Origin of the sequence: Desulfovirgula thermocuniculi DSM 16036 (assembly GCF_000429345.1) — a bacterium.
In the GTDB taxonomy this organism is placed as follows: Bacteria; Bacillota; Desulfotomaculia; order Desulfotomaculales; family Desulfovirgulaceae; genus Desulfovirgula; species Desulfovirgula thermocuniculi.
Genome location: NZ_AUBR01000044.1, coordinates 1 through 14583 on the forward strand (window position 1 = coordinate 1; position 14583 = coordinate 14583).

19 protein-coding genes and 1 pseudogene are annotated in these 14583 nt (G+C 63.6%); 5 read left to right on the forward strand and 15 right to left on the reverse strand.

Going from position 1 to position 14583, the window contains the following annotated elements; all coding sequences use genetic code 11:
- The 3 genes and pseudogenes from G454_RS0110245 to G454_RS0110255 form a co-directional block, all read right to left on the reverse strand.
- A pseudogene (locus G454_RS0110245) lies at positions 1-333 on the reverse strand (transposase); the annotation flags it as partial.
- A 243-nt stretch (positions 334-576) separates the two neighbouring features.
- Positions 577-846: a hypothetical protein gene (locus tag G454_RS0110250; RefSeq protein WP_156896731.1), complete on the reverse strand. Its 270-nt coding sequence runs from the start codon at positions 844-846 to the stop codon at positions 577-579.
- Positions 847-939: 93 nt separating this feature from the next.
- On the reverse strand, positions 940-1284 hold the full coding sequence (locus G454_RS0110255; RefSeq protein WP_169719343.1) for a hypothetical protein: 345 nt from the start codon (positions 1282-1284) through the stop codon (positions 940-942).
- Between the two features lie 339 nt (positions 1285-1623).
- On the opposite strand from G454_RS0110255, the gene G454_RS20415 reads away from it, so the two are divergent.
- The gene (locus tag G454_RS20415) at positions 1624-3702 is read left to right on the forward strand and encodes a diguanylate cyclase (protein WP_051276216.1); all 2079 of its coding nucleotides are present in this window, start codon (positions 1624-1626) and stop codon (positions 3700-3702) included.
- Positions 3666-5237, forward strand: coding sequence for a methyl-accepting chemotaxis protein (locus G454_RS0110265; protein ID WP_027718556.1), 1572 nt, complete (start codon positions 3666-3668; stop codon positions 5235-5237). The genes G454_RS20415 and G454_RS0110265 overlap by 37 nt, the downstream gene beginning before the upstream one ends.
- Before the next feature lie 20 nt (positions 5238-5257).
- Here G454_RS0110265 and G454_RS0110270 read toward each other — a convergent pair whose 3' ends face one another.
- From G454_RS0110270 to G454_RS0110280, 3 genes are all read right to left on the reverse strand, one after another.
- A complete protein-coding gene (locus tag G454_RS0110270; protein ID WP_027718557.1) occupies positions 5258-5473 on the reverse strand; it encodes a hypothetical protein in 216 nt (71 codons plus the stop codon).
- A gap of 90 nt (positions 5474-5563) precedes the next feature.
- Positions 5564-6454, reverse strand: coding sequence for a hydroxymethylglutaryl-CoA lyase (locus G454_RS0110275; protein ID WP_169719344.1), 891 nt, complete (start codon positions 6452-6454; stop codon positions 5564-5566).
- Positions 6455-6607: 153 nt separating this feature from the next.
- Entirely contained in the window at positions 6608-6868 is a 261-nt protein-coding gene (locus tag G454_RS0110280) for a YkuS family protein (RefSeq protein WP_035107612.1), read from the reverse strand.
- A 124-nt stretch (positions 6869-6992) separates the two neighbouring features.
- Between G454_RS0110280 and G454_RS0110285 the strand changes: the two genes are divergently transcribed.
- The 3 genes from G454_RS0110285 to G454_RS0110295 all read left to right on the forward strand — a co-directional run bounded on the left by G454_RS0110285 (position 6993) and on the right by G454_RS0110295 (position 8700).
- A complete protein-coding gene (locus G454_RS0110285; RefSeq protein ID WP_027718560.1) occupies positions 6993-7565 on the forward strand; it encodes a hypothetical protein in 573 nt (190 codons plus the stop codon).
- Positions 7566-7967: 402 nt separating this feature from the next.
- Positions 7968-8501, forward strand: coding sequence for a coiled-coil domain-containing protein (locus G454_RS20420; RefSeq protein WP_051276218.1), 534 nt, complete (start codon positions 7968-7970; stop codon positions 8499-8501).
- A gap of 7 nt (positions 8502-8508) precedes the next feature.
- Positions 8509-8700, forward strand: coding sequence for a hypothetical protein (locus G454_RS0110295; RefSeq protein ID WP_027718561.1), 192 nt, complete (start codon positions 8509-8511; stop codon positions 8698-8700).
- Between the two features lie 28 nt (positions 8701-8728).
- Here G454_RS0110295 and G454_RS21445 read toward each other — a convergent pair whose 3' ends face one another.
- The 9 genes from G454_RS21445 to G454_RS0110340 form a co-directional block, all read right to left on the reverse strand.
- On the reverse strand, positions 8729-8890 hold the full coding sequence (locus G454_RS21445) for a DUF8066 domain-containing protein (protein ID WP_483782833.1): 162 nt from the start codon (positions 8888-8890) through the stop codon (positions 8729-8731).
- A 169-nt stretch (positions 8891-9059) separates the two neighbouring features.
- Positions 9060-9452, reverse strand: coding sequence for a 30S ribosomal protein S9 (gene rpsI / locus G454_RS0110305; protein WP_027718562.1), 393 nt, complete (start codon positions 9450-9452; stop codon positions 9060-9062).
- Between the two features lie 21 nt (positions 9453-9473).
- Positions 9474-9905: a 50S ribosomal protein L13 gene (gene rplM / locus G454_RS0110310; RefSeq protein WP_027718563.1), complete on the reverse strand. Its 432-nt coding sequence runs from the start codon at positions 9903-9905 to the stop codon at positions 9474-9476.
- 69 nt (positions 9906-9974) lie between these two features.
- Complete coding sequence (truA, locus tag G454_RS0110315) at positions 9975-10769, reverse strand: tRNA pseudouridine(38-40) synthase TruA (RefSeq protein WP_245574372.1); 795 nt, start codon at positions 10767-10769, stop codon at positions 9975-9977.
- Positions 10748-11548 carry an energy-coupling factor transporter transmembrane component T family protein gene (locus tag G454_RS0110320; protein WP_027718565.1) on the reverse strand — a complete coding sequence of 267 codons (801 nt, stop codon included), beginning with the start codon at positions 11546-11548 and terminating at the stop codon, positions 10748-10750. Before G454_RS0110320 ends, truA begins: the two co-directional genes overlap by 22 nt.
- On the reverse strand, positions 11532-12389 hold the full coding sequence (locus G454_RS0110325; RefSeq protein WP_027718566.1) for an energy-coupling factor transporter ATPase: 858 nt from the start codon (positions 12387-12389) through the stop codon (positions 11532-11534). Before G454_RS0110325 ends, G454_RS0110320 begins: the two co-directional genes overlap by 17 nt.
- Positions 12390-12404: 15 nt before the next feature.
- Positions 12405-13250, reverse strand: a complete 846-nt coding sequence (locus G454_RS0110330) for an energy-coupling factor transporter ATPase (RefSeq protein WP_051276220.1) — start codon at positions 13248-13250, stop codon at positions 12405-12407.
- Positions 13243-13581 carry a 50S ribosomal protein L17 gene (gene rplQ, locus G454_RS0110335; RefSeq protein ID WP_027718568.1) on the reverse strand — a complete coding sequence of 113 codons (339 nt, stop codon included), beginning with the start codon at positions 13579-13581 and terminating at the stop codon, positions 13243-13245. The genes G454_RS0110330 and rplQ overlap by 8 nt, the downstream gene beginning before the upstream one ends.
- A gap of 15 nt (positions 13582-13596) precedes the next feature.
- Positions 13597-14547, reverse strand: coding sequence for a DNA-directed RNA polymerase subunit alpha (locus G454_RS0110340; protein ID WP_027718569.1), 951 nt, complete (start codon positions 14545-14547; stop codon positions 13597-13599).
- Positions 14548-14583 lie beyond the last annotated feature (36 nt).

Genomic DNA, 14583 nt, shown 5'->3' on the forward strand with positions numbered 1-14583 from the left:
GTAGCAGTCCTGCCGCACCATTACCGGAACCGTTTTCTCAAATTTGGGCAGGCTGGCCTTTTTGCCCCTTTGCTTGCGGGAAAGATAGGAGCGGTAAGCGGAGAGCGCTTTGAGCATGGCGCACTGGAGCGTGCCCCGGTTGAGGTCGAACAACTCACATGCCTGCCGGTAGGTTTCACGGTTTAAATGTGCCCGGCTGGTAGTGTCAAAAACCTCGGCCTGCTCCAGGAACCAGGAGCACGCCCGGCGGTAGGTGTCCAGCATGCGGGTCATCTTCTCCAGCTTGCCCTTGTTGGGAGGTAGAAGCTTTATTTTGAGGGTTACCGTCTGCATTTAACATCTCCTCCGGCATGCTTAAATTTTAGCACGGCCGGAGAGAAAAACCAAGCCGCCATTCATCCCCCGATTAAAAATCGGGGGCATTCTGGCGGGGCTTTTGTAAAGTCCCTATCTGTACCCGAAATAACCCGCCCGTTCTCGTCGCGCTCCCCCGCAACATAAACTATGCTCCCACAATTTTCCGTTACGGCAGCGTACAGGGCACCGGCGGACATGGGCTTGCTGCCGTAGGTATAATCAACGGTGATTGCCTCCGGGCTTCTGCCTTTTACAGCCAGCCTTCACCGCAGCTTCATAGGCCGCTTCGGCGTCGCTCTCATCCCTGATTTCTTCTTCCTCATAGGGAAGCAAGAGCACTCCCCTTGACTGCGCCTCCCGGCAGATCCGCTCCAAAGTCCCGCGGCTCCCCCCGGTTACCAGAAAAATGAGATTGTGGGGATTGGCGTTGCGTACGGAGGTAACAATGGCGTGTTCGATTCCGCTGCCCACGCCTACGGTAACAATCATCCCTTTGTGAGCCATGAGCCTCACCCCGTTCAAGGCTCCACATTTCCCGACAAGCTACCAAAGGCAGAGGGGTCCGGCAGCACCGGGCGCTCTTTAAATTCGTCTACCTCCATGTATCGCGTGTTTAGGACGCTTTTCCCTTGCCAGGAAAAGCCCTTCACAGGACACCGACGGGTAGCCCGGCCACTCCATCATTTTCAAGAGCATGGCCACCCGCTTGAGTTCGTAAAGGTGGCGGCACCTGTCGCCTAAGCCAAGAAACTCCAGCACGTGCTTTTCAAAAGCACCGGTTAGCCCTTTTAAGGTTTGGTGATGGAAAAGCGGGCGCGGCGCCCCAGTTAAGCCGGTCTGCCAGTTCTCCCCCTCAAAAAGGGAGGAGTAGCGCGTGGGGCGATCGATAACGTACAAGGTGGTGGACTCCAGCTTAACCGCACCCATCCCCAGGGGCTTGCCCATACCCAGCTGGTGGCAGTATTCCTTGTCCGGTTACCCAGAGGGTGCAGTACCCAGGAGAGGGCACCCAGCTCGTCCCCAGCTCTTTTCCCAGCACGGCGGCAACTACGCGGGGATCCACGTATTCTGGTAGGTAGTGCCGGGAGTTGCCTATTATAATTCGTGAAATTTATAACAAGGTGACGCAAAAAGACAAAATGGCTCCTGTGGGCAGGCAGGTCAGAGGAAAAATGCCCCCAAACAGTGTTGCCAAACTAACCTAAACATAGTACATGATATAACAAGCACAAAGTTTGCGTGTACTTCGTCGAAAGGAGGGAGCATATGGGTGTCAGGGAGCGTGCCCCGGCGGCGCTGGTGGCCGGCGCCCTTTTAGCCATGCTGGCCGCGTGGGTTTTCCAGGCCGCTTTCTTTCTGCTTGCCTTCCGCCAGAGCGAAAACACTTTCTACGAGCGCCTGGAAAAGCTCCGCTTAAGCGGGCGGCTCGTGGAGCTGGCCTTCCAGGGGACCCCCACCGCCGAGGCGGAAGAGGAGTTGCGCCTTGCCGCCCGCCGCCTGGCGGAGCTCACCCGCACGCCCCAGGGCCAGGACCTCTCCCGCCGGCTGGCCGGGGCGGTGGAACAATACCTCTCCCTTCCCCCGCAAAGCCGCTCCACCCTGGCAGGGGAGGTCAGGGAGCTGGCCGCGCAAAACGACGCCTTCCAGCGCCGCCGGCTGGGAGAGGAAATTTCCCAGCTTAAAGGACTCAACCGGCACCTCTTTGCCCTGGCCGTGACCACCAGCGGGGCGGCCTTTTGCCTGGCCCTGGCCGTGGCGGGGTTCCTCTGGATGCAGGCCCTGCACCAGGGGGAGATCAGCCGCCTGGTGGTGAGGTCCACGCGCAACGCCGTGCTGGTGGGGGATTCCAAGGGGCGCATTGCCCTGGTCAACCCGGTCTTTGCCGCGCTGGCGGGCAGGCCGCCCGAAGACCTCCGCGGGCTTCCCCTGACGGCGGCAGGGCCCACCGGGGCGCTCCTGGCCCGGCGCATGAGGAGGGGGGAGGAGGTGAAGGGTAGAGAAGTCCTCTGGCAGACCGCCGACGGTTGCCCCAAGTGCTTTAGCGTGGACGTCATCCTCCTGCGGGACGCCCGGGGCCGCCTGCGGGGAGGCATGGCCGTGCTGCGGGACGTCACCGCCCAGTACCTGGCGTGGAAAAAGGCCGAGGAGGAAAAGGCCCTCCTGCAGGAGCAGGCGCGGCGCGACAGCCTCACCGGCCTCTTAAACCACCGCGCGCTCATGGAGTGCCTGGAGGAGAGGGTGAAGGCGGCCTTAAGGGAAGGGCGCTCCCTGGCCTTTTTAATGCTCGACCTGGACTACTTTAAGGTTTACAACGACACCCTGGGGCACCCCGCCGGGGACAGGCTCCTGGTGGATTTTGCCCGCCTGCTGGAAAGGAACCTGCGCTCCCAGGACCTGGTGGCCCGCTACGGGGGAGACGAGTTTGCCGTGGTGCTGCCGGACACCGACGGCGTGAGCGCCTACCAGATTGCCGAGCGGCTGCGTAAGGAAATTGCCGCTTATCCCTTTGCGGGGAGGGAGGTGCTGCCCGGGGGACACTTGACCGCCTCCATCGGCGTGGCGGACCTCTCCTGCGCGGGGGTGGACTCGGCGGCCAGCCTGATAAAGGCCGCCGACGAGGCCCTCTATGCCGCCAAGCTGGGCACCAGGAACCGCACCGAGCTCTACCACAGCGCCCTGGTGGAGCTGAAAAACACCGTGGGCGAGGGGCAGCGGGAGGCCCTCCTGGTGGCCGTGCGCACCAATTTGCTCTTTTTGCACATGCGGGATCACTACACCTACAACCACGCCGAGCGGGTGACCCGCTACGTGCAGATCATCGCCCGGGAGCTGTCCCTCTCCCCGGGCGAGGCGCGGGACCTGCGCGTGGGCGCGGTGCTGCACGACATCGGCAAGGTGTGCGTGCCGCCGGAAATCCTCACCAAGGCCGGGCCTCTCTCCCCGGCGGAGTGGGAGGAAATTAAAAAGCACCCCCAGCACGGGGTGGGAGTGCTGTCGCCCTTTTTCCTGCCGCGGCCAATCATCGAGGTGGTCCTCCACCACCACGAGCGCTACGACGGCAGCGGCTACCCGGCGGGGCTAAGGGGAGAGAAGATCCCCCTTCTGGCCCGCATCACCAGCGTGGCCGACGCCTTTGACGCCATGACCGTGGACCGCCCCTACCGGCGCGCCCTCGCCCTGCCGGAGGTCCTGGGCGAGCTGGAGCGCGGGGCGGGGACACAGTTCGACCCGGAAATAGCGCGGCGCTTCGTACGGGCAATAAAGGAAGGGGCGCTGCAAAACGCTTTTACCTTAAGGAGGGGAAAAGAATGCGCTTTTTTAAGGGCCTGCGGGGGCAATTTCTAAGCGGCTTTGCCGTGGCCGCCCTCCTTGCCGTGCTGGTCTGCGGCCTGGTGGTCTATCTGGTAGACCAGAGCCTGGCCGATCTCGTGGAGCTGCAGACGGTCTTTGAGCGCGCCCAGATAGCCTCCAAAGTCAACGAGCTGGCCTACCAGAAGTCCAACTACGCCCGCGGCTACCTGCTTTACGGCACTCCCAACTATTACGAGCAGTGGGAGGCCACTACCGCCGAGCAGGCCAAAACCCTGGAGCACCTTTTAAGCATCACGCGACGGGAGGAAAACCGCGTGCTGGTGCGCCAGATGATGGAGGCCAGCAGGCGCTACGACGAGTTTGTGCGGGAGCAGGTCATGCTGCCCGCCCGGGCGGGCAGGCGCGATTCAGCCCTGCAGGCGGCCCAGGGGCAGGGCAAGGACCTGGCGGAAGAGATGTTTAAGGCCGTCAGGAACTACCAGATCAAGCGGGGCAACGAGATGCTGGCCCTGCAGGAGCGCGTGCTGGCCAGGGTCAGGCCGGCGCGCCTCCTGGCCCTCTCCCTTACCGCTGCGGGCCTTTTGGTGGGGGCGGCCCTCTCCCTCTGGCTGGCCAACCGCGTGGCGCGCGCCGCCGCCGCGCTGGCCGCCGCCGCCTCCGCCGCCGCCGCCGGCGACCTCACGCGCACGGTGGAGGTCGGGCGCGGCGACGAGATAGGAGAGCTGGCCCGCGTCTTCAACGGCATGATCCACCAGCTGCGGGAGCTGGTGGGGCGGGTGACCGAAACGGCCAACGAGCTGGCCGCCCAGAGCCAGGAGCTGGCCGCCAGCACGCAAGAAGTGAATGCGGCCACGCAAAACATGGCCGCCACCGCCGCGGAAATCTCCGCCGGCGCCCAGGAAGCCGCGGCCAACAGCGAGCGCCTGGCCGGCACTTCCGGCCAGGTGGAGGCCGCCGCGGCGGAAGGGTTGAGGGCCCTGGAGGCGGCCACGGGGAAGATTAACGAGACGGCCCGCCTCGCCCAGCAGAGCGGCGCGCTGATGGCCGCCCTGGCGCAGCGCGCGGCGCAAATCGGCACCATCACCGGGGCCATTGCCGGCATTGCCGACCAGACCAACCTTCTGGCCTTAAATGCGGCCATCGAGGCCGCCAGGGCCGGCGAGCACGGGCGCGGCTTTGCCGTGGTGGCCGAGGAAGTGCGCAAGCTGGCCGAGGAGAGCGCGCGGGCCACGCGGGAAATCGACCAGCTAGTGCGCGCCATGCAGGAGGACACCCGCCGCGCGGTGGCGGCGGTGGAGGAATCCAGCCGGGCCGTGCAGGAGGGGGCGCAGCTGGTAAAGGACACCGGCGAGGGCCTGCGCCGCATCTTAGAGCAGGTCGCCGCGGTGCTGCGCACCACCCGCGACATGGCCCAGATCAACGAACAGTTCAGCCGGAGCAGCCAGGAGCTGAGCAATGCCGCCCGCGACATTGAAAACGCCGCCCACCAGGCCTCCCAGCTGGCCCAGGAGCTGGCCAGGCGGGCGGAGCAGCTAAATACGGCCACCGGCACTTTCCGCGTGGCGTAAGCAAACCGTGGACCCGGCCACTAGTGATGGCCGGGCCCTTTGCTTTCCGCGGCCTCTTCCCTGGCCACCGCCAGCCGGTAGGGGCAAAGCTTGGCCAGCTTTTCCTCTTCCATGCCTTCCAGGGCGCAGCCCCAGTAAGTGTGACCCAGCACGTAGCGGCGATACTTGCACCAGGTGCAAAAGGAATGGGTAATCTGTTCCTGGGTCATCTCCTTGGCCCTGATCACCTTATACACGCCCACCATCCCCCTCACATCCGGTTTTTCGCCTGAGAACACGGCCTACCACACCGGGCACAAGGGCCGGGCCACCGAGAGGGCACCGCCCTACGGGGTTCCGTTTGGACCGCCGACAACCCCCCGCAACCAGGCCGCGCACTCCCGGAGCTTCCCCGCATCCACCCCCGTTTTTATGCCCAGCCGCGCCAGCAACTCCGCCACCTCTTCCGTGGCCACGTTACCCGGGGCCGCGGGTATGAAGGGGCAACCCCCGAGGCCACCGGTGGCGCTTTCCACCACCCCGACTCCCGCCCGGAGGCCTTCCACCAGGTTGGCCAGGGTCACCTCGCGGGCGCCGTGCAGGTGCAGGGCAAAGGGGGCCTCCGGAAAGAGGCGCATAAGCTTTTCGAGCAGCCCGTAAACCTGCCGCGGGCCGGCCAGGCCGGCGGTATCGGCCAGGGTGACCTCCCGCACCCCGGCCTCCAGCATGGCCTCCACCACCCGCGCCACCTCCGCAAGACCCACCTCCCCGCGGTAGGGGCAGCCAAAGGCCACGGCCACCGCCCCCCGCACCACCAGCGGCGTGCCCCGGGCCAGGGCAACGGCCTCCCGCAGCTGGGACAGGGACTGCTCCACCTCCATGCCCGTGTTGGCCCGGTTGTGCTCCGCGGTGGCCGAAACCACCATGACCACCTCGTCGACGCCGGCGGCCAGCGCCCGCTCCACACCCCGCAAATTTCCCGCCAGGGCGCTAAGCGTCGCTTTCTGCGCCAGGCCGCCCGGCAAATGCCGCACCCCCGCCACCACCTCTTCCGCATCGGCCATCTGGGGCACGGCACGGGGAGAAACAAAGGAAGTGACCTCCACGGCCTTGATGCCCGCGAGCAGCAGCTTTTCAACGAAGGCAATTTTCTGCGCGGTGGGTATCACGCGGGGGATGCCCTGCAGCCCGTCCCGGGGACCTACTTCCCGGATGAGCACTTCCTGAGGCCGGCGCACGGCCATTTCCCCTCCCGGCAAATGCCCTGCCGGCCTGAAGGAGGCCAGCAGTTAAAGTAATTCCTTGTGCCACCCCTAACTTCCTCCTCCCCGCCGCCTAAAAAAATTGGGGCCTGCCGTTGTTCGGCAGGCCGTGGCGCGGGAAGCCGGCCGCTAGCTGCCGCCGGCAATCTCCCGGATGCGCTGCAGTACCTCTTGCGGCGTTCTGCCGGCGGCGTTGACCACCGGCACGTAGGTGGTGACGAGGGGCGCGGTGGCCGGAGCGAGGATTTGTCCCTCCTCTTTTTCGTCGATATCCCCCGTAACCACCATGGCCGCGGCACCCTGGGCGTGGGATGGGCTGACCACCTCAATGCCCTGCGCCGCCAGATACTCTTTAAGCTCTTTAAGGTTGTCCTGTACGGCTACCTTCATCCGGCAATCCCACCCTTGCGGCGAAATTTTTCCCCACACCATTAGTGTGACCGCCCTCACACTTTTTATGGCCAAAGAGTGTTAACATATACGCAAGATCAACCACCGGGGAGGCGGTTTTAAGATGACCCTCTGGAAATGCCCCGGCCAGGACCGCACCTTCTGGAAGCCCGAGGACATTTTTGAGCATCCTTGCCCCCACTGCGGCCAGGCCATCGAGTTCTGGAAAGACGACATCGTGCTGCGCTGCCACCACTGCAAGCAGCTGGTCACCAACCCCAGGTTTGACCCCGGCTGCGCGGCCTGGTGCACTTACGCCGAGAAGTGCCTGGGCGAAGCGGCCAAAGACATTAAAGCCCAGCCCCAGATCATCAGGAGCAGGCTGGAAGTGGAGGTGCACAAAAAATTGGGCCGGGGTCACCAAAAGCTCTTTGGCCGCCTGCGGGAAATGGCCGCCAAGGCGGAAGAGCTGGCCCTGGCCGCAAAGGCGGAGCCCCTGACGGTCGTGGCCGCGTGCCTTGTGGGTCCGGCAGCCCGGGAGCTAGGCTGGTCCGCAGAGGAAATTTCTGCGCTTTTGCAGCGCGCGGGAATAGAGGTGGAAAAGGCGCGGGAGATCTTAAGCGTGATTAATTTGCAGGGTAAAGAGGCGGACGATCCCCACCGCAAAATTTACCGCCAGGTTGTGCAAGAGCCCTGAGCAACTCCCTGAGTTATCCCCAGTTTTAAGAGCGTGATTTAGCTCGAAAGCGAGCGACGACGAGCAATTTTGCCCCGAAAAGTGTATCGTATAACGGAAAATTTAACTTGGCAAAATTGCTCGTCGCTTGAGCTGAGCGGAAAGCCAAACTTAGCGAAATTGAGGGCGGAGGCGGGGCCGAGGCCTTGGATGGCCGAGGCCGGCTCGTGAGGCAAGGAAGCCGAATGAGCCGGGGACCCCGCCGGAGCCTGAAAATTGAGCGTTAGTTTGGCCCGCGAAGCTCATGGAGCGAGCGGGAGCTAAGTCACGCCTGGTAAAAAGCTAGGGACACCTCAGGAGCAACTCCTTATTGCCAGCGCTCCTCCGTGCTGGTATGCTTGACTTGAGGGGCAGGTGTGCGCCATGGAAGAAGCCAGAAAAGAAGCTGCAGCCGGCACGGAGGAGGCGGAATTCCGCCGCGAAAGCCAGATTTTTTTCCTGGGCAGCTGGGTGCAAAACGAGATCCGCGACCTCAGGGCCGAAATCAGGGAACTCCGCAAGGAAATCTCCGGAGTCGAAGCTAAGTTGCGGCAGGAGATGAAGGAGATAGAGGCCGGCCTGCGGCAGGAAATCCAGGCTGTAGAGACCAGCCTGCGCCAGGAAATGAAAAACACGGAGGCTGGACTGCGCCGGGAAATGAAGGAAATGGAGGCCGGCCTGCGCCAGGAAATGAAAAACATGGAGGCCGGACTGCGCCGGGAAATGAAGGAAATGGAGGCCGGCCTGCGCCAGGAAATCCAGGGCACCGAAAGTAAGCTCCGCCAGGAAATTATTGCCTTCCGGCAAGAAATAAATACCTTTCGCCAGGAATTGAAGAGCATCTTTTGGGCCACGGTAGGGATTGCCCTGGCCGCGCTGGCCGTGAGCATCACCGTGGCGGTGAAAATATGGCAGTAAGAGCAATGTGCGGGTGATAAAAGGGGCCGTGAGCAGGACTTTCTTCCCCATGATGCTGACCGTGGCCGTATCTGTGGGGGTGTATTACCTGTGGGCGGTGCTCCTGAAGTTGGACGATAACACCGGCATGGCCCTGGGCGTAGGTACGGCCATCCTGCTTTCCGCCTTTTTTTCGCGCCGGCAGCGGCGCAGGCGTTAGGCGGTGCCTCAAAATGAGAAAGAGCCTTTCACGGCTCTTTCTTTAAATGCTGGGCAATTATTTTCAGTGATTCGGCCAGCGATTCGTGGGCCTTAACGAACTTCCAGGCCATGATTAAAATGACCACGTAGAAAATTACCATCAGGAACATCATCATGCCTATTCCGGCGGTACCGCCGTACCACATCATCACAAACATCACCTCCCCCGTTTAATTTGTACAATTTTAAAGACGCCTAAAGCTTAATTCGGCACCCAAAAGAACGCCCTTTAGAAGCACCCGGAAACTAAAAAAAGGGCGGGTTCCTCCTCCAAACGCTCGGGAACCTGCCCCTTTCTTTTTTAGGTGCGTCCCTGCCCTAGCGCTTGGTCCACTGGGGAGCGCGGCGGGCCTTCTTGAGGCCGTACTTCCTCCTCTCCTTCATGCGGGGGTCCCGCGTGAGGAAGCCGGCTTTTTTCAGCACCGGGCGCAGGTTAGGGTCGGCCTGCACCAGAGCCCGGGCAATGCCCAGCCTGACCGCTCCCGCCTGGCCGCTGATACCGCCGCCGCTGACCTTGGCGATGACGTCGAAGCGGCCTTCCGTGCCCGTAAGCTGGAGGGGTTGGCGGACCTGCACCTCCAGGGTCTTGCGGTTAAAATACTCCTCCATGCGCTTGTCGTTGACCATGATCTTCCCGTCCCCGGGCACCAGATACACCCGCGCCACGGCCTCCTTGCGCCGCCCAGTTCCGTAAAACTGTACCTTGGCCATGTCCCTTACCTCCTTCCCCGGCTAAAATGGCCACATTTCCGGCTTCTGGGCCTGGTGAGGGTGCTCGGGTCCGCGGTAGACACGCAGCTTCCTGGCCATCTTGGCGCCCAAGCGGTTGTGGGGGAGCATGCCCACCACGGCCTTTTCCAGGGCCAGCTCGGGCCGCCGTGACAGCAGCTCATCGTACCCCATCACCTTCAGGCCGCCGGGGTAGCGGGAGTGGCGGATGTACTTTTTCTTATACAGCTTCTTCCCCGTCAGGATGACCTTTTCGGCGTTAACGATGATCACGTGGTCGCCGGTGTCCACATGGGGGGTAAACTGGGGTTTATGCTTGCCCCGCAGGATGCGCGCGGCCTCGGCGGCCACCCGCCCCAGGGGCTTGTTGGCGGCATCTATAACGTACCACTTGCTCGGCACTTCACCGGGCTTGGCCATATAGGTCTTGCTCATCAAAAGAACCTCCTCGTCATGCGCGTGCGGGGGCTCATGTAGTGGGGCTCGCTACCACACAAATGTATTTTAAATCCGGGGCCCGGCACTGTCAAGGTCGTACTCCACCCGCTCGAGGCAGAGGCCGTGCGGAGGAGCGGTGGGGCCGGCGGCCCGGCGATCCCGCGCGGCCAGGATGTCAAGCACCTCGCGGGGCTCCCGCTTGCCCAGGCCCACCTCAATGAGCGTGCCCACCATGATGCGCACCATGTGGTAGAGAAAGCCGTCGCCGCGGAATAACAGGTGCACCAGCTCGTTCTCCCTCGCCACCTCCACCTGGAAAAGAGTGCGCACGGTTTGCTTTGTGGCCGCGCCGGCGGCCTGAAAGGAGGCAAAGTCGTGGCGTCCCACCAGGTAACTGCCGGCCTCCTGCATGGCCGCCACGTCCAGGGGCCGGGGGACAAAGTAGCTGTACAGGCGCCAGAAGGGCGAAGGTATGCGGCTGTTGTAGATGGTGTAGCGGTAGACCTTGGCCCGGGCGGAAAAGCGGGCGTGGAAATGCGGCGGCACTTCCTCGGCGGCCAACACGGCAATGTCCTCCGGCAGGAGGCCGTTTAAGGCCAGGGGTATCCTCTCCACGGGAATGCTCCATCCGGCGGCGTCAAAGTTCACCACCTGGCCGCGGGCGTGCACCCCGGCATCCGTGCGGCTGGCCCCGGTTACCCGCACCGCCCGCCCGGTCAGCGCCAAAAGGCACCCCTCCAGCACTTCCTGCACGGTGGGCAGCCCCGTGCCCCTCTGCTCCTGAAATCCGTGGTAATTGGTCCCGTCATAGGCTATGGTTAGCTTTATGTTGCGCACGGTCAGTACCACCAGCGCCAGCACAAAATGGCTCCCAGCACCGCCAGCGTGCAGGCAAGGGCCGCCCCGTCCCGCGCCGCATAGCGAAGCTCGCGCATACGGGTACGGTTGGCCCCCCCGCGGTAGCAGCGAATTTCCATGGCCGTGGCCAGGTCCTCGGCGCGGCGAAAGGCGCCCGCAAAGAGGGGCACCAGCACGGAGACAAGGGAGCGCAGGCGGGTAACCGGGCCTCCCCTGCCGAAAACCGCGCCGCGGCACTGCTGGGCCCTGACGATCTCCTGCGCCTCCTCCAGCAAGGTGGGCACAAAGCGTAGGGCAAGGGTAATCATGGTGGCCACATCACACACGGGCACCCCGAGGCGCGCCAGCGGCTTCAAGATGCTCTCCAACCCCGCGGTCAGCCTCACCGGGGAAGTGGTCAGGGTAAGCAGGGAGCCGAAGGCCGCGATGTGCAGGAGGCGCCACAGCACGGTCCCCCCCAGGTAGAGACCCTCTCTGGTCAGGGCCAACGGCCCTACGGCCAGCCACTTTTCCCCCGGAGTCAAAAAAGCCTGCAGCACAAAAGAAAGGAGCAGGATGAGGGCAAAGGGGCGCAAGAAGGAAAGTAACAGCCGCCAGCCCACCTGCCCCAGGCGTAGCGCGAGGAGCAGCACAAGGCTCACGAGGGCAAACCCCGCGGGGCGGTCGGCCAGGAGGGAGGCTAGCACCAGGCCGGCGCAGCAGAATATTTTCGTGCGGGGGTCCAGGCGGTGCAGGAAAGAAGTACCGGGCACGAACTGCCCGAAGTTAATGCTGCCGGCCACGGGTACGCAACCTCTCCAGCTCTGCTTCCGCCTCTTCCAGGGTGAGCACCGCGGTGCCGGCCGCCAGGCCTTCCTCTCGCAGGCGGTGCATCAGGCGGCAGGGAAAGGGCAGGTGCAGGCCCGCTTCTTTAAGGGCGGCGGGGTTTTGGAAAACCTCCCGGGGCGTGCCCTGCAGGCACACCCTGCCCCGGCTGAGCACCACCACCCAGTCGGCCAGCCGGGCGGCCTCCTCCATGCGGTGGGTGATGAGGATCACGGTGTGCCCCTCTTCCTCCTGCAATTTTTTGAGCAGGCCCAGGATATGCTCCCGGGAAGCCGGGTCCAGGCCGGCGGTGGGCTCGTCTAAGACCAGCACCCGCGGCCGGTAAACCAGCACGCTGGCCAGGGCCACCCGGCGCCGCATCCCCCCGCTCAAAGCAAAAGGGGAGAGGTCGAGAACCTCCGCGGGATTTAGCCCCACCGCCCTCAGGGCCCACGCGACCCGCTCTCTTATGTACTCCTCGTCGGCGCCCAGGTTACGCAGGGCAAAGGCCACTTCCCGGTAAACCGTTTCCTCGAAAAACTGCCTTTCCGGGTACTGCCACAGCAGGCCCACCGTCCGCCACAGCTGGCGGCGGAAGGCCTCTTCCCGCGTGTCCCGCCCGCCTACCTGCACCCTGCCGGAGGAGGGCAACAGCAGCCCGTTTAAGTGCTGGGCCAGGGTGGTTTTGCCCGAGCCCGTGCCCCCCGCCAGCACCATAAACTTCCCCTCGGCCAGGGAAAAAGAAACCCCATCCAGCGCCTTCACGGCCAGGGGAGTACCGGGAGCGTACCAGTAGGTGAGGTCTTCCACCAGGATCACAGGCGGCGCTCCTTCTTAAGAAAGGACTTTCTTCAGCCCGGCCACCAGCTCCTCAAAGCTCACAATCCCTTCAGGCAGGGTCCAGCCGCGCGAGCGCAGCCGCCAGGCCAGCTCTGCCGGCCCAGGCAGGCCCAGGCCCATCTCCCGCAGGGCCTCCCGCCGCGCAAAAATCTCCTGCGGGTTTCCCGCCAGGGCCAGTCGCCCCCCGTGGAGGACCCAGATGCGGTCGGCCAGGGCGGCCTCCTCCATGTGGTGGGTGATGAGCACCACCGTCAGCCCCTCTTCCCGGTGCAGGCGCAGGACGGCCTGCAGGACTTCCTCCTTTCCCGCCGGGTCCAGCATGGCCGTAGGCTCGTCCAGCACCAGGCAGGAGGGCTTCATGGCCAGCACGCCGGCCAAAGCCGCCCTCTGCTTCTGCCCCCCGGAAAGCAGGTGGGGCGGGCGCAAGCGCAGTTCCGCCAGCCCCGTGACCTCCAGGGCCCAGTCCACCCGCCGGCGGATTTCTGCCGGCGCAAGGCCCAGGTTTTCCGGGCCGAAAGCCACGTCCTCCTCCACCACCGGCGCCACCAACTGCTCGTCGGGGTTCTGCAACACCATTCCCACCCGGCGGCGGATCTCCCACCAGTTGGCGGGATCGGCGGTCGACAGGCCCTCCACCAGCACCTCCCCCCGCGTGGGGAGAAGCAGGGCGTTTAAGTGGCGGGCCAGGGTGGACTTGCCCGCACCGTTAGGGCCGATGATGGCCAGGAATTCCCCCCGGTATATTTCGCCGCTGATATCTCGCAGGGCGGCCCTTTCCCGGGAAGTGCCGGGGTTAAAAACAAAGGAAACGCCGCGCAGGGAAATCTGCGCTTCACACAAGCTCCAGGATCACCATAGGGGCGGCGTCCCCCCGGCGGTAGCCCACCCGGATAATGCGCGTGTAGCCGCCTTGGCGGTCGGCGTAGCGGGGACCGATCTCGTTAAAGAGCTTGCGCACCACCTGCTCGTCGTAAATGTAGGCCAGGGCCTGGCGGCGGGCGGCCAGGTCGCCCCGCTTGGCCAGGGTGATCATCTTGTCGGCAATGCTCCTGACCTCTTTGGCCCGCGACTCCGTGGTCTGAATGCGGTTTTCCCGCAGAAGAGAGGTCACCAGGTTGCGGAGCATGGCCCGGCGGTGCCCGGTATCCCGCCCGAGTTTGCGGTAAGACATCGGCACATCCCCCCTTTACTCCTCGCTGCTCTTACGCAAAGACAGCCCCAGCTTGCTCAGCTTGCTGATGACTTCTTCCAGCGATTTCTTGCCCAGGTTGCGCACCTTCATCATATCCTCCTCGGTGCGCTGGAGGAGTTCTTCCACCGTGTTTATCCCGGCCCGCTTCAGGCAGTTGTACGAGCGCACGGAGAGGTCCAGCTCTTCAATGGGCATCTCCAGGATCTTGTTCTTGACCTCTTCCTCTTTTTCCACCATGATCTCCACGTCTTTCACTGACTCCGTGAGGCCGATGAACAGCCGCAAGTGCTCGCTCAGGATCTTGGCCGAAAGGCTCACGGCCTCATCGGGGCGGATGCTGCCGTTGGTCCACACTTCCAGGGTCAGCTTGTCGTAGTCCGTGCGCTGGCCCACGCGGGTGTTTTCCACCGTGTAATTCACTTTACGCACCGGAGTAAATACGGAGTCCACCGGGATCACGCCGATAACATGGTCGCCCTTCTTGTTCCTCTCCGCTGGCACGTAGCCGCGCCCCTTGGCCACGGTCATTTCCATGAAGAGGCGCCCGTTATCGGCCAGGGTGGCAATATGCAGGTCGGGATTTAAAATCTCCACATCCTGGTCGTGAATAATGTCCCCGGCCTTTACCTCCCTCTCCCCGGTGGCCTCAATGCGCAGCACTTTTTCCTCGTCGGTATGCAGCTTCAGGCAGAGGCCTTTCAGGTTGAGGATGATCTCGGTAACGTCCTCCCGCACCCCGGGAATGGTGGAAAATTCATGCAGCACACCGTCGATTTTTACCGAGGTAACCGCAGCCCCGGGCAGGGAGGAGAGCAGGACGCGCCGCAGGGAATTCCCCAGGGTAATCCCGTAGCCTCTTTCCAGGGGCTCGACCACAAACTTGGCGTAGGTGTTGTCGGGACTGGCTTCCACGCATTCAATCCTGGGCTTCTCAATTTCCAACATCGAGGCACCCCCCTCAAAAACCAGTTCCGGCCAGCA

What these genes read in the sequence shown, in the direction of transcription:
- G454_RS0110250 (WP_156896731.1), bottom strand. Translation starts at nt 846, where the DNA reads ATGATTGTTACCGTAGGCGTGGGCAGCGGAATCGAACACGCCATTGTT.
- G454_RS0110255 (WP_169719343.1), bottom strand. Translation starts at nt 1,284, where the DNA reads ATGGGTGCGGTTAAGCTGGAGTCCACCACCTTGTACGTTATCGATCGC.
- G454_RS20415 (WP_051276216.1), top strand. Translation starts at nt 1,624, where the DNA reads ATGGGTGTCAGGGAGCGTGCCCCGGCGGCGCTGGTGGCCGGCGCCCTT.
- G454_RS0110265 (WP_027718556.1), top strand. Translation starts at nt 3,666, where the DNA reads ATGCGCTTTTTTAAGGGCCTGCGGGGGCAATTTCTAAGCGGCTTTGCC.
- G454_RS0110280 (WP_035107612.1), bottom strand. Translation starts at nt 6,868, where the DNA reads ATGAAGGTAGCCGTACAGGACAACCTTAAAGAGCTTAAAGAGTATCTG.
- G454_RS0110285 (WP_027718560.1), top strand. Translation starts at nt 6,993, where the DNA reads ATGACCCTCTGGAAATGCCCCGGCCAGGACCGCACCTTCTGGAAGCCC.
- G454_RS20420 (WP_051276218.1), top strand. Translation starts at nt 7,968, where the DNA reads ATGGAAGAAGCCAGAAAAGAAGCTGCAGCCGGCACGGAGGAGGCGGAA.
- G454_RS21445 (WP_483782833.1), bottom strand. Translation starts at nt 8,890, where the DNA reads ATGATGTGGTACGGCGGTACCGCCGGAATAGGCATGATGATGTTCCTG.
- rpsI (WP_027718562.1), bottom strand. Translation starts at nt 9,452, where the DNA reads ATGGCCAAGGTACAGTTTTACGGAACTGGGCGGCGCAAGGAGGCCGTG.
- rplM (WP_027718563.1), bottom strand. Translation starts at nt 9,905, where the DNA reads ATGAGCAAGACCTATATGGCCAAGCCCGGTGAAGTGCCGAGCAAGTGG.
- rplQ (WP_027718568.1), bottom strand. Translation starts at nt 13,581, where the DNA reads ATGTCTTACCGCAAACTCGGGCGGGATACCGGGCACCGCCGGGCCATG.
- G454_RS0110340 (WP_027718569.1), bottom strand. Translation starts at nt 14,547, where the DNA reads ATGTTGGAAATTGAGAAGCCCAGGATTGAATGCGTGGAAGCCAGTCCC.